Below are 17,562 nucleotides of genomic sequence, written 5' to 3' on the forward strand. Positions count from 1 at the left end.
CCAGGAAGAGGGGGACGATGCTGGATCAACCGGTCGTCGATGTCGCGCTGGGTCTCGCCCTGCTCTATGTCGTCCTCAGCCTCGCGGCGTCGGCGATCACGGAGTGGATCTCCGCCCTGCTCGGACTCCGGTCGAAGAACCTGCGGGCGGGCGTCGAGTCGCTCCTCGGGAAGGAGTACGCGGAGAAGGTCTACGCCCATCCGCTGATCGCGAATCTCGCCAGGGACGGGAAGCTGCCGTCCTACATCGAGCCCGACACGATGGCGACGGCGCTCCTCGATCTGCTCGCCCACGATGAGGACGGAAAGCCGGTGGTCGATCTGGCGGGGCCAGCGAGCGTTCTCGTCGAGCGGGTGGACGGGGACCATGTGCTGGGGCCGACGTTGCGCGCTCTCGCCACTCGCGGGGTGGACACGGTGGACGGCCTCCGCGGGCAGGTCGCGGGCTGGCTCGACGAGGGGATGAACCGCGTCTCCGGCTGGTACAAGAGGCGGGCCCACGTCCTCATCTTCGTCATCGGCGCCGTCGTCACGGTGGCGGCGAACGCCAGTACCCTGCACGTGGCCCGCGACCTGTGGACGGACGCCGCCCTCCGCGAATCGGTGGCTCAACTCGCGGCACAGGCGGTCGAGGCCGGGACGCTGGCCGATGCCGATGTCCCCGATCTCGGGGCCTTCCCCCTCGGCTGGGAAGACGTGGGCCTCGGCGACTGGAGCTTCCTCGACTGGATCGCCCGGGTGCTCGGGTGGCTGATCACGATCTCCGCCGTCAGTCTCGGGGCCCCCTTCTGGTTCGACCTCCTCGGCAAGGTCGCGAGCCTCCGCGCTGCCGGCGGGCGCCGTAACGCCGCGTAGTAAACGTCCCGGCCTATGGGGCGCAGATTACGTTAGTCGGCTCGTGCGGCGCTCACGGGCAGATCACGATGAAATCGCTCTCGATCAGCCTGCGGAAGCTCCCCGATGTGCAGGCCCAATCCACGAGATCCACGCGGAAGGGGAGATCGGAGGCGGTGAAGGCCGCTCTCAAGCCCGCCATGCGGTCGAGGTCGAGGGGTTCGACCGTCATGAGGACGAGGTCGAGATCGGAGGTGTCTCGGGCCGTGTGCGAAACGCGGGAGCCAAAAGCGCGGACCTCGAGGTCGGGCGCGTGCCGGCCCAGAATAGTTCGAACCGTGTCGAGATCGGCCGGATCAATATCGATCGCTTTCACGCGTTTCGCTGTTCGAGTTCCGCCAGCAGGAGTTGCATGTCGCCGAGAAAGCCCGGCATCGCGACCACGGCCTCCTCCGCACGATCCGCGTTGTAGGTGTGGGACGTTCGGTTGCGCATCTCCCGATATCGGATGTACGTGCGCGCATCGCGAATGATCCCGGCGTCCGCCGCATCTCGCATAAGGTCCGCGAAGTCGATCTGGTGCAAGGCGGCGGGTCTCGCGACGATAGCAGCCAGTTGTCTGCGGATCATCTTGACGGACAACTCATAGCTGAACTCGAATGCCTGGATGGCGGCCGCCCGGAACTGCTCGCGCAGACCGGCATCCTCACGGGCCAGATCGGAGTTTAGGTAGGCCAGACTCCTCTCCAGCTGCCCGACCGCGTTTGTCAGGGGCGAAAAGTCGAGTTTCATGCGGGAAGCTTACGATTCACGGAAGCTGTCGCATAGCCTCGGGTGGAACCGGATGGTTCCGGATGATACCCTTCGGGCCGCAGGCCGAACGGGCTGCCGGGAGCGGCCCGCAACGAGCCAACCCGAAACCCGGAGTCGTCATGAGTGACGTCCTTCTCGTCGAGAAACTCGACGGACATATCGCCAGGATCACGGTCAACCGGCCGGACAAGCTGAACGCGCTGAACGGCCAGGTGCGGTGCGCCGTCTTCGGCGCGCTCGATGCCCTCGGGGCGGACGACGATGTGCGCGTCGTGGTGCTCACGGGTGCCGGCGACCGCGCGTTCATCGCGGGCGCCGACATCTCGGAGTTCAAGGACGCGCGGCCGGTCGAGCAGTACCGCGCGATGCAGCGCGGAGACATCTACGGGGCGGTCGAGAGCTTCCCCAAGCCCGTGATCGCGATGATCAACGGGTTCTGTCTCGGCGGCGGGTGCGAACTCGCCATGGCGTGCGACATGCGGGTCGCGTCGACGGCGGCCCGGATCGGTCAGCCCGAGATCAACCTGGGACTCATCCCGGGAGCGGGCGGTACGCAGCGGCTCCCGCGGCTCGTCGGGGAGGGCTGGGCGATGCGGCTCATCATGAGCGGAGAGCTGATCACCGGCGAGAAGGCCGAGCAGATCGGGCTCGTCGAAGCAGCAGTAGCGCCCGAGGAGCTCGAAGGCCATGTGATGGAACTCGCCTCGAAGATCGCCGTCCGGAGCCCGCTCGCGCTTCAGGCCGCCAAGGAATCCATCATGGCCGCGCGGCGGATGCCGCTGGACGAGGGGCTGAAGTTCGAGCGGAGCTGGTTCTCGCTCCTCTTCTCGACGGACGACATGGCGGAAGGCGTCAGCGCCTTCCTGGAGAAGCGGAAGCCCGAGTTCAGAGGCTCCTGACGCCGCCCGGCCTGGCTCCGGGGGGGCCCGGCGGGGGCTGGCAGCCGGTGGCGGTGCGGCTGGCAGCCAGCGCCGGGGGCTGGCCGTGGCCAGCTCCTGGTGGCGGTTACGCCGCGGGGGTCACCACGCTGACGAAGCGGCGGCCGCGGCGGCGGTGGAACTCCACGACGCCGTCGGAGAGCGCAAACAGCGTGTCGTCCCTCCCACGCCCGACGTTCCGGCCCGGATGGAAGGGCGTCCCCCGCTGCCGGATGAGGATATGCCCCGCGATCACGCGCTCGCCGCCGTACCGCTTGACCCCGAGGTACTGCGCGTTCGAATCACGCCCGTTGCGGCTGGATCCGACACCTTTCTTGTGTGCCATCAGCCGTCTCCCTCCGCCGCCGCGATCGCCTGGTCCACATCCTTCTTGAGGATGCGGCCGCCCTTGCCCGTCCCCTCGATCGCGGCCAGGTCGAGACCGTGGGCCTCGGCCAGTGCGCGCGCCACGTCGGTAATGTCGAATTGAGGCGCGGCGGCTTCCGGCTCGGCCGCCGCTTCCGGCTTTCCGTCCGAGAGGTCGATGCCGAGGATGCGGATCTCGGTGAAGCCCTGTCGGTGGCCCTGCTTTCGCCGGTAGCCCTTCCGCCGCTTCATCTTGTAGACGATGATCTTGTCGCCGCGGCCGTGGCTCACCACCTCGGCCGCCACGGAGGCCCCCGCCACCGACGGGGTGCCCACCTGAACGTCGCCCTCTCGCTCGAGGAGAAGCACCTCCCCGAACGTCACCGTGTCGCCGGGCTCGGCCTTGAGCGAGGGGATGCGGAGCACCGCGTCCTCCACCGCGCGAAACTGTTTCCCCTGGGCCTTGAAAATCGCGTACATATCGTCAGACCATCACCGAAAAATCGAAGGACATCGGACCGACGAGTCTATCCGCGCGCGGCGGATGTGTCAAACAAAATCGGTGCCGAACAGACCCCGTCGCGGGCGCGGCTACTCGCTGGAAATGTACTTCTTCGTGACGTCGGACTCGGCGGGGTGGGCGAGGAGCCGGAACTCGTCGAGACGGAGGAGCGGGTTGTCGCGCAGTTCGAGGGGGATCCCGGCGCTGGCTCGCTTCCGGTTCAGGAACTCGCGCTCGCGCTCCAGGAGGTGCAGGGCGATGACCGGGTGGGCGAGGATCGTGATCCCCCGCTCCTTGCCGGCGGCGGCCACGCGGTCGAGCGCCCGTTCGACCCGGCGCACGACCGTCTCGGAGGCCAGGATCATCCCCTCCCCCTCACAGCACCGGCACGGCTCCATCATGCGCTGGTGCAGACTGGGGCTCACCCGCTGCCGGCTCAGCTGGAGCAGCCCGAGTTCGGAGAGGCCGAACACCTTCGTGCGGGCGCGGTCGCGGCCCAGCAGCGTCCGCATCTGCTGCACGACCTTCTGGCGCGACTCCTCGTCGTTCATGTCGATGAAGTCGATCACGATGATGCCGCCGACGTCGCGCAGCCGGAGCTGGCGCGCGATCTCGGTCGCCGCCTCGAGGTTCGTCTTGAGGATCGTCTGCGCGGGATCCCGGCGACCCGTATAGCGCCCGGTGTTCACATCGATCGACACCAGCGCCTCGGTCTGTTCGATGACGACGTGGCCGCCGGCGGGGAGCCGTACGTTGCGCCGGAACGCGCGCCGGAGCTCCTCTTCTATGCCGAACTCGTCGAAGATCGGCTTCGAATCCTCGTAGAGCCGCACCCGGTCGAGCCCACCGGGGTCCACCTGCCCCAGGTAGGACTTGATCTCGTGATGCAGATCCTGCGAGTCCACGGTCAGGAGGTCGATCCGGTCGGAGAACAGATCCCGGATCACGCCGGACGTGAAGCGCGCGTCCTGATACACGAGGGCCGGCGCCTTCACACCCCGCTGCTTCCGGCGGATCTTCGTCCACGCCTTCCGCAGGGCGCGAAGCTCCCCCGTACAGGTCTCCTTCGTCATCTCCTCGCCGACAGTGCGGACGATGACGCCGCCTTCGTCTCCGAGGATTTCCCGCACCATCCGGCGCAGCCCCGCCCGCACCTCCCGTTCCGCGATCTTGCGGCTGACGCCGATATGAGATGAGCCGGGGAGGTAGACGAGGAACCGGCCCGGAAGCGAGATCTGGGCGGTGATGCGAGGGCCCTTCGTGCCGATGGACTCCTTCGTCACCTGGACGAGGAGCGGCTGGCCCTTGGAGAGCTGATCCTGGATCGGAGGATGGGACCGGTCCCGATTCCGCCGCCGCCCTCCGTTGGCCCCGTTCGGGTCCGTGACCTCGTCCTCGTCGTCGTCTTCGTCGGGCTCGAGGTCGGAGGCGTGGAGGAAGGCGGACTTCTCGGCCCCGATGTCGACGAACGCGGCCTGAAGACCGGGCACGATCGCCTCGACCACGCCGAGATAGATGTCCCCGACGATGCGGCGCTCGTCGGGTCGCTCATGCATGAGCTCGACGAGCTGGCGGTCTTCCAGAATCGCGACCCGTTTCTCGCGGGTCGTGGCGTTGACGACGATCTCGCGGCGCAAGCCGTCAGCGTGCGCGCGCGGCTGCCGTCCCCGATTGCGTTAGCAGAGGATCGACTTCCTGTTGTTCGCGTCTTTCAGGTGGACGGGCCGGCCGGGGGCCGGGCGTCCATGTATCTGATCGTACGGCGTGGTTTCGGCTACGATGGGTACGATCGGCTGCGACCCAAGATAACAGCCCGTCGAGGGCCACGCTGACGTCGGCCGGCGGCAGGTCCCGCGGGCAACTCAGCCGAGCGTGCCCGCCTCGCGGAGCACCTCGCGGGAGATCACGATCTTGAGGATCTCGCTCGTCCCCTCGCCGATCTCCGTGATCTTCGCGTCACGCATCATCCGTTCGACGGGATACTCGCGAGAATAGCCGTACCCGCCGTGCAGCTGCACCGCCACCGAGGTCACGTCCATCGCCGTCTCGGAGGCGAACAGCTTGGCCATGGCCGCCTCCTTCTTGTGCCGTCTTCCGGACATCCGGAGACGGGCGGCGTGATGCATCATGAGCCGGGCGGCGTGGATGCGCGTCCCGGCCTCCGCAAGCATGAAGCGGACGCCCTGGAAGTCCTGAATCCGCTTGTTGAACTGCTTTCGCCCGGCCGTGTAGCGGACCGCCTGGTCGAGCGCGCCCTGCGCGATGCCGATCGCGTGCGCCGCGATCCCCACCCGTCCGCCATCGAGCGTGTCGAGGAAGATCGGGAACCCCTGGTCCACCTCGCCGAGCACGTTCTCCTCCGGGACCTCCACATCCTCCAGGATCAGTTCACGCGTGTCGGATGCGTTCCAGCCCAGCTTGCGGAGCTTCTCTCCGGTGACGAACCCCGGCATCGGCTCGAGATCCGGCGAGTGCCCGAACCCGACGCGTTCGGCATCAGCGAGGTCGCAGGTCTCCTTCGTGAGGAGGAAGGCGGTGATGCCCCGGGAGCCCTTCTCCGGCGAAGTGAGCGCGGCGAGGACGAACACCTCGCCCACGCCGCCGTGCGTGATCCAGGTCTTGCGCCCGTTCAGGACCCACCGGTCGCCGACCTTGCGGGCCGTCGTCCGCATGGAGGCGGCGTCCGAACCCGATCCCGGCTCGGTGAGCCCGAACCCGCCCAGCACCTGCCCGCTCGCCAGCGGACGCAGGAAGCGCTCCTTCTGCTCCTCCGTGCCCCAGCGGTGGATCGGCGTCGCGGCGAGGGAGGTGTGCGCTCCGATCATGATCGAGTGGCTGGCGTCCACGCGGGCCAGTTCCTCCACCGCGATCGCAGCGGCCAGCAGATCCATCCCCGCCCCGCCGATTTCCTCCTCGAAGGGGATGCCGAACAGGCCCAGTTCGGCCATTTGCGCGCCGGTCTCCCACGGGAAATCCTCGGACTCGTCGTATTCCGCGGCGATCGGCGCGATCTCCGCCTCGGCGAATTCGCGCACCAGATCGCGCATCATCTCGTGATGGTCTTCCAGTGGATAGCTCGACTCGCCCATCGAATCCCTTTCGCACGCTGGTCGCGCGCGCCGTCGCACCCCTGTCCGCCTGCCCGCAGGCGGTATCCCGCCAGCCGTCGGGGGCCTAACCTACCGGAGGCGGGCGTACCGCCGAAACGTCCGGATCATGCCGGACACGTCACGATACGGCCTCCGCGCGCGTTGACGGTATGAGTGGCAGGGGTTTGGCCCACGGCGCTCTGCGCGTGCCGGAAACGGTGTGGATGGGAGAACCGTGGACTTCGAGGCGGCGTATAACAGCCATTGGGTGCCCCTCTTCCGGTACGTCGACCGGATGGTCGGTGATCCGGATCTGGCAGCGGATGTCGCCCAGGAGTCGTTTGTGCGGCTGCTCGACCAGGCCATTCCCGATGATGAGGTGCGAAGGTGGTTGTTCACGGTCGCGACGAATCTGGTGCGGGACGACGCGCGCATGACCGCGCGCCGGCGACGGTTGCTGGCGCAGCAGCATGAGCAGTCGGAGTTGACAAGCGAGCCGTTGGAGGCTCCGGATCGGTCGGTCGTGAGATCGGAGAGGATCGCGGCGGTGCGCGCCGCGCTGGCGCAGTTGCCCGAGCGTGACCGGCAGATGTTGCTGATGAGGGAGGAAGGGTTCCGCTACGCGGAGATCGCGAAGGCGGTCGAGGTCGCGCCGGGATCCGTCGGGACGCTGCTCGCGCGGGCTCTGGCCCGATTCGTGGAGGTGCTGGACCCGCGCATCGCGGAGGACGAGGCCCGTCGCGGGGGGTGATGCTCCCCCCGGCGGTGACTGAACAATAGATGAGAAGGAAGTGTTGGGAGGTCGTGAAGATGAGCCACCACAAAAATCCGCATGTCGACGACGGCGCGCTGCTCGCACTCCTGGACGGGGAACTCTCCGTCGAGGAGCGGCGACGCGTCGAGAACCACGCGATGGGTTGCGCGGTCTGCGCCGCGCGGCGCGATGAGTTGCGCTTCGCGGTGCGACGGGTGACGTCGGCGCTCGAGGTCATGGACGTACCGGCCGCCTGGGTCGAGATGCCCGAGGCCTTGCGCGAGGCCGCGCGATCCGCGCCCGTCCCGCTCGCGAGCGCCCGCGCGGCGCGCGAGGCGCGCAGCGGATGGCGCATCGGGTGGATGGGCCGCCGCTCCGTCGCGGTGGCCGCCGGCCTGACGCTCCTGCTGGCCGCGGGAGCCTACGCCGTTCCCGGGTCGCCGGTCCGCGGCTGGGTCGACGACGGGATCGAAACCCTCGCGGCGTGGATCGCGGGCGGACCCGAGGAACCGGGCCAGGCCGGGCCGAGCCAGGTGTCGGTCGAGCCGGACGACGGGTCGGTGCGGGTCGCGGTCGCCGGTGGGCGTGAAGGCCTGCGGCTCACGATCCGGCTCACCGACGGGGAGCAGGCCTCGGTGCGGGCCCGCGACGCGAACTTCCACGTGGAACCGGGCGTCATCGAAGTCAGCGGCGCGGCGGATGAGATCCTCGTGACCTTGCCTCGCGGGGCCGCTTCGGGTTCTGTAATGATCGACGACAGCGAAGTCGTCCGTCTCGAAGGTGGTGAGTTGCGCCGCACCGCGTCGGCCGATGCGAGCCCGGTGCAGATCCTTCTCGGCACCGACGGGTAGCAGCGGGCTGTCGCGGCGGACGACGGGTAGCGACGCGAAGATCTAACGAGCCTCGAAGGCGGGTCCCGGGATGACGAACCCCATGCACCGCAGGTCGGGGCGCGTCTCCCATCCCACGGGACCGCGCGCGGGCACGGCATTGCGCGGCGCCCTCCTCTGCCTGCTGGGTGTCGTCCTGCTTCCAACACCCCGGGCCTTCGCCCAGACGACATCGGACCGACCCGCCAGCGGGAGTGTTCACGGCCGGGTGCTGAGCGCCGAAGCCCAGATGCCGCTCGAGGGTGCGTCCGTCGAGATCCGATTTCCCGGCACCACCTGGTTCGTGATCACGGACGCGGACGGCGCGTACCGGGTGTCGGGGCTCCCGCCGGGGCCCGTGCTCGTCCTGGCCCGGGCGCTCGACCGCGCGCCGCTCCAGACCGGCGTCGTCGTCCCCGCAGGCGGCGACGTCCCGCTCGATCTGGCGCTCGAGCGAGAGCCCGTCGTCATGCCGGGCCTCTTCGCCCAGGTCGCCGCCCGGCGGCTGACCGTGCCCGGCATGACCCGTGACGGATTCCGCGAAGAAGGGGAGACGGAACTCCGCGCGCTCGACTCGTCCCCGGGCGTAGCCGAGGCCGGCCTCACGGTCGACGGGCGCGGCACCGACCCGAACGATCCGACCAGCGTGCTCTACGTGCGCGGGGCCGCGTCGGACCTGAAGCTCGTGCTCCTCGACGGCGCGCCCGTATACGCGCCCTTCCATCTCAGCGGCCTGCTCGACGCCTTTCCCGACGGCGTGCTCCAGGACGCGTCGCTCTACATCGGCGGGACGCCGGCCCGCTACGACGGGGGGCTCTCGTACGTGCTGGATCTCGAGACCCGCCAGGGCGACGCGGAACGTTTTCGGACCGCCGGCTCGGCCGACCTCCTCGGGGGCGGAGGCCGGATCGAGGGCCCGATCGGTCGCGCGGGACGGGTACTCGTGAGCGGACGGGCGCTCCACGGGCTCGGGTATCGGTTCATCACGGACGAACGGCGTATGCCGTACGAGTACGGTGACGTCCTGGGTCGCATCGACTACCGGCTGGGGCCAGGGACACTGTCCGGAACGGGGTTCTGGAACCGCGAGTCCGTCCTCCTCGACATCGGGCGCCTGGAGGACACCGGGGCGGTGGAGTCGGCCTACTGGGGCAACCTGGCGGGTTCGCTGAGCTATCGTCTTGCCGTGGGCGAGGGGACGATCACGCTCCGAGGTGCGTACGGACGGTTCGACACCGGGCTCCCGCTGCCCCGCGACAAGGAACTCGACGCCCGTGTCTTCTTCGCGGACGCACTCGGACGCACGTCCCGGTCGCGGGCCGAGGCCTTCTTCGAATCGGGCGGCCGAAAGATCCGCTGGGCCGCGGGGGGCGGCTTCGACACGCACGAGACGACGCTCGACCAGCGGGACGTGCTCGGAGGCCAGACGTCGCACCTGCTGGCCCACGCCGTCACCCGGGCCAACGTGACCGCGGCCTGGGGCGAGGCCATCTGGCAGGTGGCGCCGGAGCTGGAGGTGAGGAGCGGGTTCCGGGCCAGCTACTTCGCCCCGGCCGGGCGCGCGAAGTTCGCCCCGCGGGCCACCGTGACCTGGCACATCACGGAGGCGGCGGACCTTCGGCTCTCGGCGGGGAGATTCTTCCAGGTCGTGCGAGGACCCGAGTCCATCCTCTCCGGCGACCTCACCGGACCCACCGTGGGCCGGATTCTCCCCGCGGGGGACTCCACCCCTCCCACCCCGAACGCGGCGTCGAACGTCGCGGGCGCATCACACGTCGTGGTCGGGTTCTCGAACGCGCTCGAGAACGGGATCGATGTCGGCGTCGAGGGCTACTTCAAGTCCTTCGACGACCTGCCCAACACGGCCGATCACCTCTTCTCCTCGGGTCTGGACGTGTGGGTGCAGGCGAAGGAAGGCCCGGTGCGCGGTTGGGTGGGCTACTCGATCGCCTGGGTATGGACGAACGACCCGGAGGAAGAGACGCCGTTCGTCGGCCGGCACCTGCTGAGCGGCGGGCTCTCGACGGAGGCGGAGGACTTCGACTTCGGTATCCGGCTCGCCTATGGGGCCGGCCTCCCGTTCACGACCGTGACCCGGGAGGCGAAAGGGGCCGTGACGGGGGACGATCCCGTGCCCACGCTGTCGGGGGCGCCGGAAGACTCGTATCTGAGGATCGACGCGGAGGTGTCCCGGCGCTGGGTCGCGAGCGTGGGCGATTCCCCGCTCGTCATCGCCCCCTATGTGCGGGTGCTGAACGCGCTCGATCGCCGGGACGCCCTGTTCTACCGGGCGGGGCCGGAGGAGGCGGTCACGCACCCCGTGCCGCTCGGCTCTCTTCCGCTGATCGCCGTGCTCGGGGTGGCGTGGTCGTTCTGATGTGCCGGCCCGGCCGGGGCGCGTGGCCGGCCCGGCCGCGCTCGCAGTTGTCGCAGCCGCCGCACGCGGGGGCCCGCTCCCCGAAGTAGGCGGCGATCGCCGCGCGCCGGCACCCGGCCGTCTCGGTGTAGGCGCGCATGGCCGCCCGGCGCACGGCTTCGGCCGCGGCGCGTTCCGGGTCAGGGGGCTCCTCGCCGCGCGCGCCGCCCGGGGGGCCGCCCGGCCGGGCCCGCTCGCGCCGGACGAACCGCAGGACGCCGCGCCGCGGGGCGCGCACCGCGACCATCACGCACCGCGCCGCTTCGCCGTCGCGTCCGGCGCGACCCGCTTCCTGGACGTACTCCTCCAGCGACTGGGGAGCGCCCAGGTGCGCCACGAGCCGCACGTGCGGGTGGTCGATCCCCATCCCGAAGGCCGTCGTGGCGCAGACCACGCGGATGCGGCTGTCCAGGAAGGCCCGCTGCGTCGTCTGGCGGCGCTCGATCGGCAGGCGCGCATGGTAGGGGGCGGCGGCGACGCCCGACCGCGACAGCGCGATCGCGAGTTGGGCGCTCAGCCCCCGCGTGCGCGCGTACACGACGGCCGATCCGCGGCACGCCGTGACCTCCTGCCGGACCCGCTCGTACGCGGCGCTCAGGTCGGGCGCCGACTCGACGAAGTAGCGCAGGTTCGGCCGGTCGCTGGACACGAACACGCGGATCGGCCCGTCCATCCCCAGGAGACGCTCGATCTCCCGCCGGGTGCGCGCCGTGGCGGTGGCCGTGAGCGCGGTGAGCGGCGGGTTCCCCAGCCGTTCGCGCGCCACGCCGATCCCCAGGTAGGCCGGCCGGAAGTCGTGTCCCCACTGCGACACGCAGTGCGCCTCGTCCACCGCGATCCCGCCGAGGCCGATCCTCCGCAGCCGTTCGCAGACGGCGAGGTTCTCCAGCCGCTCGGGCGCGAGGTAGAGGAGATCGAGCCCGCCGTGCCGCGCACGCTCGAGCGCCTCGTCCACGACGTCCCGGGGCGTGGCGCTCGTCCAGCCGAGGGCCTGAATGCCCCGCCGCCCCGCCCCTCCGACCTGGTCGTCGATGAGCGAGATGAGCGGCGACACGACGAGCGTGGGCCGGGAGCGCAGCAGGGCCGGAATCTGGAAGCAGACGGACTTTCCGAATCCCGTCGGCAGCACCGCCAGCGTGTCGCGCCCGCTGAGCACCGCCTCCACGACGCGCGACTGCGCGGGACGGAAGTCGTCGTAGCCGAATCGGGCCTTCAGGAGATCGCGGGCCTGCTGCAGGGTGCTCACCCCCGCGAGATGCCTCGCCCGATCAACGGCGTATCAAACGTCCCGGTCGGGTGGGCTCCGGTGCCGGACCTCGGCGGGAGTCAGCTCCCGCCGGAGTCAGTCGGCGTCGGCTTTCCTCCGGCCCAGTCTGAGGACGAGCGCGGCGAGGATGAGGCCGCACCCCGCGCCGGCCAGGAATTCCTGCTCGATGAAGGCGCCCGCGAACCACGCGGCGCCCCCGGCGAGGCCGAGTCCCAGTTGCAGCCTGAGCCACCAGTCGCGGCTCGCGCTCGGTTCGCCCCCGCCGCCGGCGTCCGTCGGCGGTCCGGCTCCCGCTTGCGGCCCGGTCTCCGCTGGCGGCCCGGTCTCCGCTGGCGTCTCGGTCTCCACGCGCGGCCCGGGTCTACTCGTCGATCGGGCGGGCGACCGGCGTCTCGTCGCCGGCCTCTCCCCAGCCGATGACCGCCCCCGCGATCATCCCCCACAGGAAGTTGAGCCCGAGGACGAAGACGAAGGTGAGCGCCCCCAACTCGACGCCGAAGAGGCCGAGATCCCGGTCGACGGGATACACCTTGACCAGGAGGTAGAGCGCGGGCACGAGGCTGAACAGCGCACCCCGCCCGCCGGGCGACGCGCCGGGCAGTTCGCGGTACAGGATCCCGAGCACCATGCCCCACACGGCGCCGCTCGCCAGATGCGCGAGGAATTCCGGCCCGCTCCACGCCGAGCTGAGCCCCACGCCCAGTGCGCCCGTGAGACCGATCCGCGCGAGGACCGAGAGGGCCGCGGCGGAGACGGCGGCCGCGAGGCTCCCGCCCAGCAGCCCGAGGCCGAGCCGGGCGCTCAGGTCGAGCCGACCTTCGACTGCGGGGCCGTGCGCTCCGCCGCCGAGCAGCACGCCCGCCGCGGCCAGCGCGACAACGAGCAGCAGGACCGCGATGCTGAGCGACTCCCCATCCGTCGCGAGGAGGAAGAGGCCCGCCGCGCCCGAGGCGAGCGCCCCCGCCCGCCACAGGAACGCCGAACCCGGCGGCGAAACGACGTCGCTGTCGCTCATGCTGTCTTCCCTTCGTCCTGTTTCTTGTCCTGTTTCTTGTCGCGGGAGAGGAACTTGCGGATGCCCGCCTGGCAATCGTCGGTCATGCGGGCGAGCGCGTTCACGCGGGCGCCGGCCGCGATCGCGGCCTCGAAGCTCTGCGCGTCGGCGCCGTACAGGAGCCGCTTGGTCAAGGCGAGCGCCGAGGCGCTCCGGCCCGCGAGTTCGACCAGGAACGCGGAGCTTTCCGTCTCGAACTCCGCGTCGGCGTAGACCCGGTTCACGAGGCCGAGCCGCGCCGCCTCGCGCGCGTCGATCGTGTCTCCGAGCGCCATCAGTTCGAAGGCGCGCTTCTCTCCCAGGTTCCGGCGCAGGATCGCCGTCACCATGGCGGGGACGAAGCCGAGCCGCACCTCGGGATAGCCGAAGCGGGCGCTCTCCGCGGCGAGCACGAGATCGCACGCCGTCGCGAGCCCGCACCCGCCGGCGAGCGCACGACCGTGAACGACCGCGACGACCGGCTTCGAGAGTTTCCGGAGGAGGGTGAACAGTTCCCCCAGCGCCTCCGCCTCCCGCAGACTCGCGAGGACGCCTTCCTCCACCGAGGCCTGTACCTCGGCCAGATCCGCCCCGGCGCAGAAGTCCGGGCCGTGCCCGCCGAGTCCGATCACGCGCACCCGCTCGTCCGCGTCGGCGAGCGCGAGCGCCTCCTTGAGTTCCGCGACCAGCGCCCCGTTGAGCGCGTTGCGCCGCTCGGGCCGGTCGAGGTGGATCCGGTACACGCCGGTCCGCTCGTCGATGTCTATGTCGAGATGTTCGAACACGGTTCTCTCAGTCCGCTGCCGGACGCCCGGGCAGGAGTTCGTCGGGGATCTCGATCTCCATCCTCAGGAGAGCGGTGGAGAACGTCTTCCCCTGCGCGTCGAGCATGAGCGACACCGTGCCGCCCCCGCCCAGCGAACGGTGGAGGAGGAAGTTGAGCGCGCGCAGGTTCGGAAGCTCGAAGCGCTCCACTTCGCCCTCGCAGATTCCCTTGAAGTGATCTCTTACTCGTTCTGCCGTAATCTCCTTCTCCAAAATAGGATACAGTGCATCATCGAACGCGATGAGGCCGACGTTCGCGGTGTCGCCCTTGTCGCCGGAGCGGGCGAACGCGACCTCCGCCAGGCGGACCCTCACAGCTCGATCGTCTCCACGCGGACGCGACGCTCCACGACCTCGCGGTCGATGAGCGCCGGCCAGTAGGCTACGACCTCCTGCACCCTCGGGCGGCCGTCCGCGAACCCCGTCACGCTCGGCGGGCCGGCGAGGATGAGCGGGGCGATCTCGCGGCTGAAGCGGGACACCGCGTGCCGGTCCGGACCGCGCACGCCGACCCGCAGCGTAACCTCGGCCAGGTCCTCCGGCGGCTCGCCCGCCAGCGGCCCGTGACACGCCCCCGCCCCGACGAACTCGGTGCGGATCTCATCGAAGACAAGGCCGAGGTACGCGAGGCGCCCGCGCAGGATCTCGTCCGCGCGCCGCGCCTTCTCCACCGCGTCCGGCCACGCGTAGGTGAGCGTGCCCACCGCCTTGTAGCCGGCGTGGTAGGCAATGGAGACTTTCAACTGGTCCGTGCGGGGCCGGCCGGCTACGCCCTCGACCCGCACCCGGTCGCTGTCGAGATCCCGAAGCCGGATGGTCGAGAAGTCGGCGATCACGTCCGGCGTGATGTACTCGCGCGGGTCCCCGAGTTCGTACACGAGTTGTTCGGTAACCGTGGCCCGGGTCACCCGCCCCCCGAGCCCGGGGTGTTTCGTCACGACGAAGGAACCGTCCGCTTCCGCCTCGATGATGGGGTAGCCGGGGATGGTGAGATCGATCTCTCGCCAGTCCACGAGCGAGTTCCCGCCCGAGGCCTGGCAGCCGCATTCGTTGATGTGCCCGGCGACGACTCCGTGCGCGAGCCGGTCCCAGTCGTCGGCGTCCCAGCCGAACTCGTGCATGAGGGGCGCGTAGGTGAGCGCGGTGTCCGTCGAGCGGCCGGCGACGACGATGTCGGCCTCCTGCTCCAGCGCCTCGATGATCGGTTCGGCGCCAAGATACGCGTTCGCGGCGGCCACCCGGTCGCGGACCGTGGAGAGCGGGGCGCCCGTCTCCATGTGGCGCAACCCGTGTCCCGCCGCGATGAGGTCATCGAGCGAGTCCATGAGATCGTCACCCGTGATCACGGCCACGCGGGGCCGGCGCGGGAGCGACTGGTCGGCGAACGCGAACCCCAGTTCGTTCCGGCACCCCTCCGGGTTCACGCCGCCGGCGTTCGATACGACGCGGATCTCGCCGGCGATGAGGTCCTCGATGAGGTCGTCCATGAGGAGGACGAAGTCGCGCGCGTACCCCGCCTCCGGGTTGCGGGCCCGCTGCTTCTGCATGATCGACATCGTGATCTCGGCCAGGTAGTCGAGCATCAGGTAGTCGATCGCGCCGCGGCGCACCTGCAGCTTGGGCGCCTCCTGCCAGTCGCCCCAGAACCCCTGCCCCGAGGCCACCCGCACCGTGCGGTCCTCCCCGAGCCCGATCCGCGCCGGGAGCGGCTGCTCCTCGAGCGCCACCGCGGCCGCGTCCGCTTCGAGCGCCAGCGACTCGGTCACAGGCTGTCGGGGAGGGTGAAGGGGCCGAGGTGGGGGCCCGGGTTGCCGAGCGAACAGCGGAGCGCGAGGGAGAGCGCGGCCCGTGTGTCCTCGGGCGTGAGGATCGCGTCCACGAACCCGCGCGCGGCGGCGTACTTCGCGTCGAGTTGGTGCTCGTAATCCTGCCGCGTGCGTTCGATCGCCGCCGCCGTCTCTTCGTCCAGCCCTTCGCCGGAGCCCTCCGCCGCTTCCGCCAGCTTGCGGCCGAAGGCGGCCTGCACGGCGGCCTCCCCCTCCATCACGGCCATCCGTCCCGTCGGCCAGGTGAAGATGAAGTCCGGGTCGAACCCCTGCGCCGCCATCGCGTAGTACCCCGCCCCGCTCGCGTGGTTGACCGTGAGCACGAGCTTGGGCACGCGCGCCGTCGCCATCGACTCGACCATGCGGGCACCCGCCCGGATGATCCCCGACTGCTCCGCCTCCGGGCCCACCATGAACCCGCTCACGTCCTGTACGAAGAGGAGCGGGGTGTCGTGCCGGTCGCAGAGGTCCATGAAGTAGGCGACCTTCTCCGCGCTCTCGGTATACACGATGCCGCCGAACTTCGGAGGTTCACCCGCCTCCCCCATGAACATGCCGCGGCGGTTCGCGATCACGCCCACCCGGAAGCCATCGAGGTGGCCCGTGCCCGTGAGCATCTCCGGCGCGTGGTCCGCCTGGAACTCCTCGAACGGCCCCTCGTCGAGGATCGTGGCGAGCACCGCCTCCATGTCGAACGGCTGGCGATGGTCGCCGGGGAGGAGCGCGTAGACCTCCTCGGGGGCGCGCGCCGGATCCCGCGGCTCGGCGGCCGGATCCGGACGGCCCGCGGGCGGGAGCCCCGCCACCAGCGAGCGCAGCTTCTCGATGCACGCCGGGTCGTCCGCCACCCGATAGTGCGCGACGCCGCTCACCCGGTTGTGCATCAGCGCCCCGCCCAGTTCCTCCGCCTCGACCTCCTGCCCCGTCGCCCCCTTCACGAGGTTGGGCCCGCCGAGCCCCATGAAGCTCGTCCCCTCGACCATCACGATCACGTCGGAGAGCGCCGGCAGGTAGGCGCCGCCCGCGATGCACTGGCCCATGACGGCGGAGATCTGCGGCACCTCGAGGTAGTGCCGCATGATCGAGTTGTAGTAGAAGATCCGGCTCGCGCCGTACTGGCCCGGGAACACGCCGCCCTGGTACGGGAGGTTCACGCCGGCCGAGTCGACGAGATACACGATCGGCACGCGGCACCGCATCGCGATCTCCTGGGCGCGGAGAATCTTGGTGATCGTCTCCGGCCACCAGCTGCCCGCCTTCACCGTCTGGTCGTTGGCGACGACGACGACCTCGCGCCCGCACACCTCCCCCACCCCGGTGACGACTCCCGCCGCGGGCGCCTTTCCGTCGTACCGGTCGTGCGCGATGAGGAGGCCGACCTCGAGGAAGCCGCCCCCGTCGTCGATGAGAAGGTCGATCCGTTCACGGGCCGTGAGCTTGCCCTGCGCGTGTTGCCTCGCGACGCGCTTCTCGCCCCCGCCTCGCTGGATCCGGGCCTCGAGTTCGCGCAGTTCCTCGACCAGCGCGCCCATCCGGCTCTCGCTCACGGGTCGGCGGCTATCCCCTCGGCTCGGCCGCTTCGCGCCGGTGCTCCTCGAACCAGGCGCGGATGTACCGGACGGGCTCGGAGGTCGAGGTCCCGGGGCCGAAGAGCCGGCCGACCCCCCTCTCCTGAAGCGCCTCCATGTCCTCGCCGGGGATGATCCCGCCCCCGGTGACGAGAACATCCGCCTGGCCCTGCCCGTCGAGCAGCGCCTTCACCCGCGGAAAGAGCGTCATGTGGGCCCCGGAGAGGATCGAGAGCGCGACCACGTCCACGTCTTCCTGCAGCGCCGTGGCCGCGATCATCTCGGGCGTCTGGTGGAGTCCGGTGTAGATGACCTCCATCCCCGCGTCCTGCAGGGCGGCCGCCATCACCTTCGCGCCGCGGTCGTGGCCGTCCAGGCCCGGCTTCGCGACGAGCACCCGGATCTTCCGCTCGATCAAGCGTTCTCCCTCGGTTCTTCGGGGTCACTCGGGGACGCGTCGAAGGTATCGGCGCGACGGCGCGGC

At 70.3% G+C, this 17,562-nt stretch carries 19 protein-coding genes; 5 read left to right on the forward strand and 14 right to left on the reverse strand.

Annotation, left to right across the window (positions count from 1 at the left end):
* Window positions 1-17: 17 nt before the first annotated feature.
* The gene (locus tag ACOOHF_RS16960) at window positions 18-854 is read left to right on the forward strand and encodes a hypothetical protein (RefSeq protein WP_420462606.1); all 837 of its coding nucleotides are present in this window, start codon (window positions 18-20) and stop codon (window positions 852-854) included.
* 52 nt (window positions 855-906) lie between these two features.
* Here ACOOHF_RS16960 and ACOOHF_RS16965 read toward each other — a convergent pair whose 3' ends face one another.
* Window positions 907-1,209 carry a nucleotidyltransferase family protein gene (locus ACOOHF_RS16965; RefSeq protein WP_419933619.1) on the reverse strand — a complete coding sequence of 101 codons (303 nt, stop codon included), beginning with the start codon at window positions 1,207-1,209 and terminating at the stop codon, window positions 907-909.
* A complete protein-coding gene (locus ACOOHF_RS16970) occupies window positions 1,206-1,625 on the reverse strand; it encodes an HI0074 family nucleotidyltransferase substrate-binding subunit (protein ID WP_419933620.1) in 420 nt (139 codons plus the stop codon). Before ACOOHF_RS16970 ends, ACOOHF_RS16965 begins: the two co-directional genes overlap by 4 nt.
* A 140-nt stretch (window positions 1,626-1,765) precedes the next feature.
* Between ACOOHF_RS16970 and ACOOHF_RS16975 the strand changes: the two genes are divergently transcribed.
* Window positions 1,766-2,545 carry an enoyl-CoA hydratase/isomerase family protein gene (locus ACOOHF_RS16975; protein WP_420462607.1) on the forward strand — a complete coding sequence of 260 codons (780 nt, stop codon included), beginning with the start codon at window positions 1,766-1,768 and terminating at the stop codon, window positions 2,543-2,545.
* A gap of 106 nt (window positions 2,546-2,651) precedes the next feature.
* Here ACOOHF_RS16975 and rpmA read toward each other — a convergent pair whose 3' ends face one another.
* The 4 genes from rpmA to ACOOHF_RS16995 form a co-directional block, all read right to left on the reverse strand.
* The gene (gene rpmA / locus ACOOHF_RS16980) at window positions 2,652-2,909 is read right to left on the reverse strand and encodes a 50S ribosomal protein L27 (protein ID WP_420462608.1); all 258 of its coding nucleotides are present in this window, start codon (window positions 2,907-2,909) and stop codon (window positions 2,652-2,654) included.
* Window positions 2,909-3,409, reverse strand: coding sequence for a 50S ribosomal protein L21 (gene rplU, locus ACOOHF_RS16985; protein WP_420462609.1), 501 nt, complete (start codon window positions 3,407-3,409; stop codon window positions 2,909-2,911). The genes rpmA and rplU overlap by 1 nt, the downstream gene beginning before the upstream one ends.
* 111 nt (window positions 3,410-3,520) lie before the next feature.
* Window positions 3,521-5,068, reverse strand: coding sequence for an Rne/Rng family ribonuclease (locus tag ACOOHF_RS16990; RefSeq protein WP_420462610.1), 1,548 nt, complete (start codon window positions 5,066-5,068; stop codon window positions 3,521-3,523).
* A gap of 225 nt (window positions 5,069-5,293) precedes the next feature.
* Entirely contained in the window at window positions 5,294-6,520 is a 1,227-nt protein-coding gene (locus ACOOHF_RS16995) for an acyl-CoA dehydrogenase family protein (protein WP_420462611.1), read from the reverse strand.
* Window positions 6,521-6,740: 220 nt separating this feature from the next.
* Between ACOOHF_RS16995 and ACOOHF_RS17000 the strand changes: the two genes are divergently transcribed.
* The 3 genes from ACOOHF_RS17000 (at window position 6,741) to ACOOHF_RS17010 (ending at window position 10,520) form a co-directional block, all read left to right on the forward strand.
* Window positions 6,741-7,271, forward strand: coding sequence for a sigma-70 family RNA polymerase sigma factor (locus ACOOHF_RS17000; protein ID WP_419933626.1), 531 nt, complete (start codon window positions 6,741-6,743; stop codon window positions 7,269-7,271).
* Window positions 7,272-7,330: 59 nt separating this feature from the next.
* Window positions 7,331-8,125 (forward strand): anti-sigma factor family protein, encoded by a 795-nt coding sequence (locus ACOOHF_RS17005; RefSeq protein ID WP_420462612.1) that lies wholly within the window; start codon window positions 7,331-7,333, stop codon window positions 8,123-8,125.
* 70 nt (window positions 8,126-8,195) lie between these two features.
* Window positions 8,196-10,520 (forward strand): TonB-dependent receptor, encoded by a 2,325-nt coding sequence (locus tag ACOOHF_RS17010; protein WP_420462613.1) that lies wholly within the window; start codon window positions 8,196-8,198, stop codon window positions 10,518-10,520.
* Here ACOOHF_RS17010 and ACOOHF_RS17015 read toward each other — a convergent pair.
* The 8 genes from ACOOHF_RS17015 to ACOOHF_RS17050 all read right to left on the reverse strand — a co-directional run bounded on the left by ACOOHF_RS17015 (window position 10,453) and on the right by ACOOHF_RS17050 (window position 17,493).
* The gene (locus ACOOHF_RS17015; protein WP_420462614.1) at window positions 10,453-11,805 is read right to left on the reverse strand and encodes a RecQ family ATP-dependent DNA helicase; all 1,353 of its coding nucleotides are present in this window, start codon (window positions 11,803-11,805) and stop codon (window positions 10,453-10,455) included. The genes ACOOHF_RS17010 and ACOOHF_RS17015 overlap by 68 nt on opposite strands.
* Window positions 11,806-11,901: 96 nt before the next feature.
* On the reverse strand, window positions 11,902-12,174 hold the full coding sequence (locus ACOOHF_RS17020) for a hypothetical protein (RefSeq protein WP_419933630.1): 273 nt from the start codon (window positions 12,172-12,174) through the stop codon (window positions 11,902-11,904).
* A gap of 13 nt (window positions 12,175-12,187) precedes the next feature.
* Complete coding sequence (locus ACOOHF_RS17025) at window positions 12,188-12,841, reverse strand: hypothetical protein (RefSeq protein ID WP_420462615.1); 654 nt, start codon at window positions 12,839-12,841, stop codon at window positions 12,188-12,190.
* Complete coding sequence (locus ACOOHF_RS17030) at window positions 12,838-13,644, reverse strand: enoyl-CoA hydratase/isomerase family protein (RefSeq protein WP_420462616.1); 807 nt, start codon at window positions 13,642-13,644, stop codon at window positions 12,838-12,840. The genes ACOOHF_RS17025 and ACOOHF_RS17030 overlap by 4 nt, the downstream gene beginning before the upstream one ends.
* A 7-nt stretch (window positions 13,645-13,651) precedes the next feature.
* Window positions 13,652-13,999: an AtuA-related protein gene (locus tag ACOOHF_RS17035; protein WP_420462617.1), complete on the reverse strand. Its 348-nt coding sequence runs from the start codon at window positions 13,997-13,999 to the stop codon at window positions 13,652-13,654.
* Window positions 13,996-15,450: an acyclic terpene utilization AtuA family protein gene (locus tag ACOOHF_RS17040; protein WP_420462618.1), complete on the reverse strand. Its 1,455-nt coding sequence runs from the start codon at window positions 15,448-15,450 to the stop codon at window positions 13,996-13,998. The genes ACOOHF_RS17035 and ACOOHF_RS17040 overlap by 4 nt, the downstream gene beginning before the upstream one ends.
* Window positions 15,447-17,057, reverse strand: coding sequence for an acyl-CoA carboxylase subunit beta (locus tag ACOOHF_RS17045; protein ID WP_420462619.1), 1,611 nt, complete (start codon window positions 17,055-17,057; stop codon window positions 15,447-15,449). Before ACOOHF_RS17045 ends, ACOOHF_RS17040 begins: the two co-directional genes overlap by 4 nt.
* Window positions 17,058-17,067: 10 nt before the next feature.
* Window positions 17,068-17,493 carry a cobalamin B12-binding domain-containing protein gene (locus ACOOHF_RS17050; protein ID WP_420464392.1) on the reverse strand — a complete coding sequence of 142 codons (426 nt, stop codon included), beginning with the start codon at window positions 17,491-17,493 and terminating at the stop codon, window positions 17,068-17,070.
* Window positions 17,494-17,562 lie beyond the last annotated feature (69 nt).

The sequence above is a fragment of the Candidatus Palauibacter sp. genome, from assembly GCF_965216145.1.
Taxonomy (GTDB): Bacteria; Gemmatimonadota; Gemmatimonadetes; order Palauibacterales; family Palauibacteraceae; genus Palauibacter.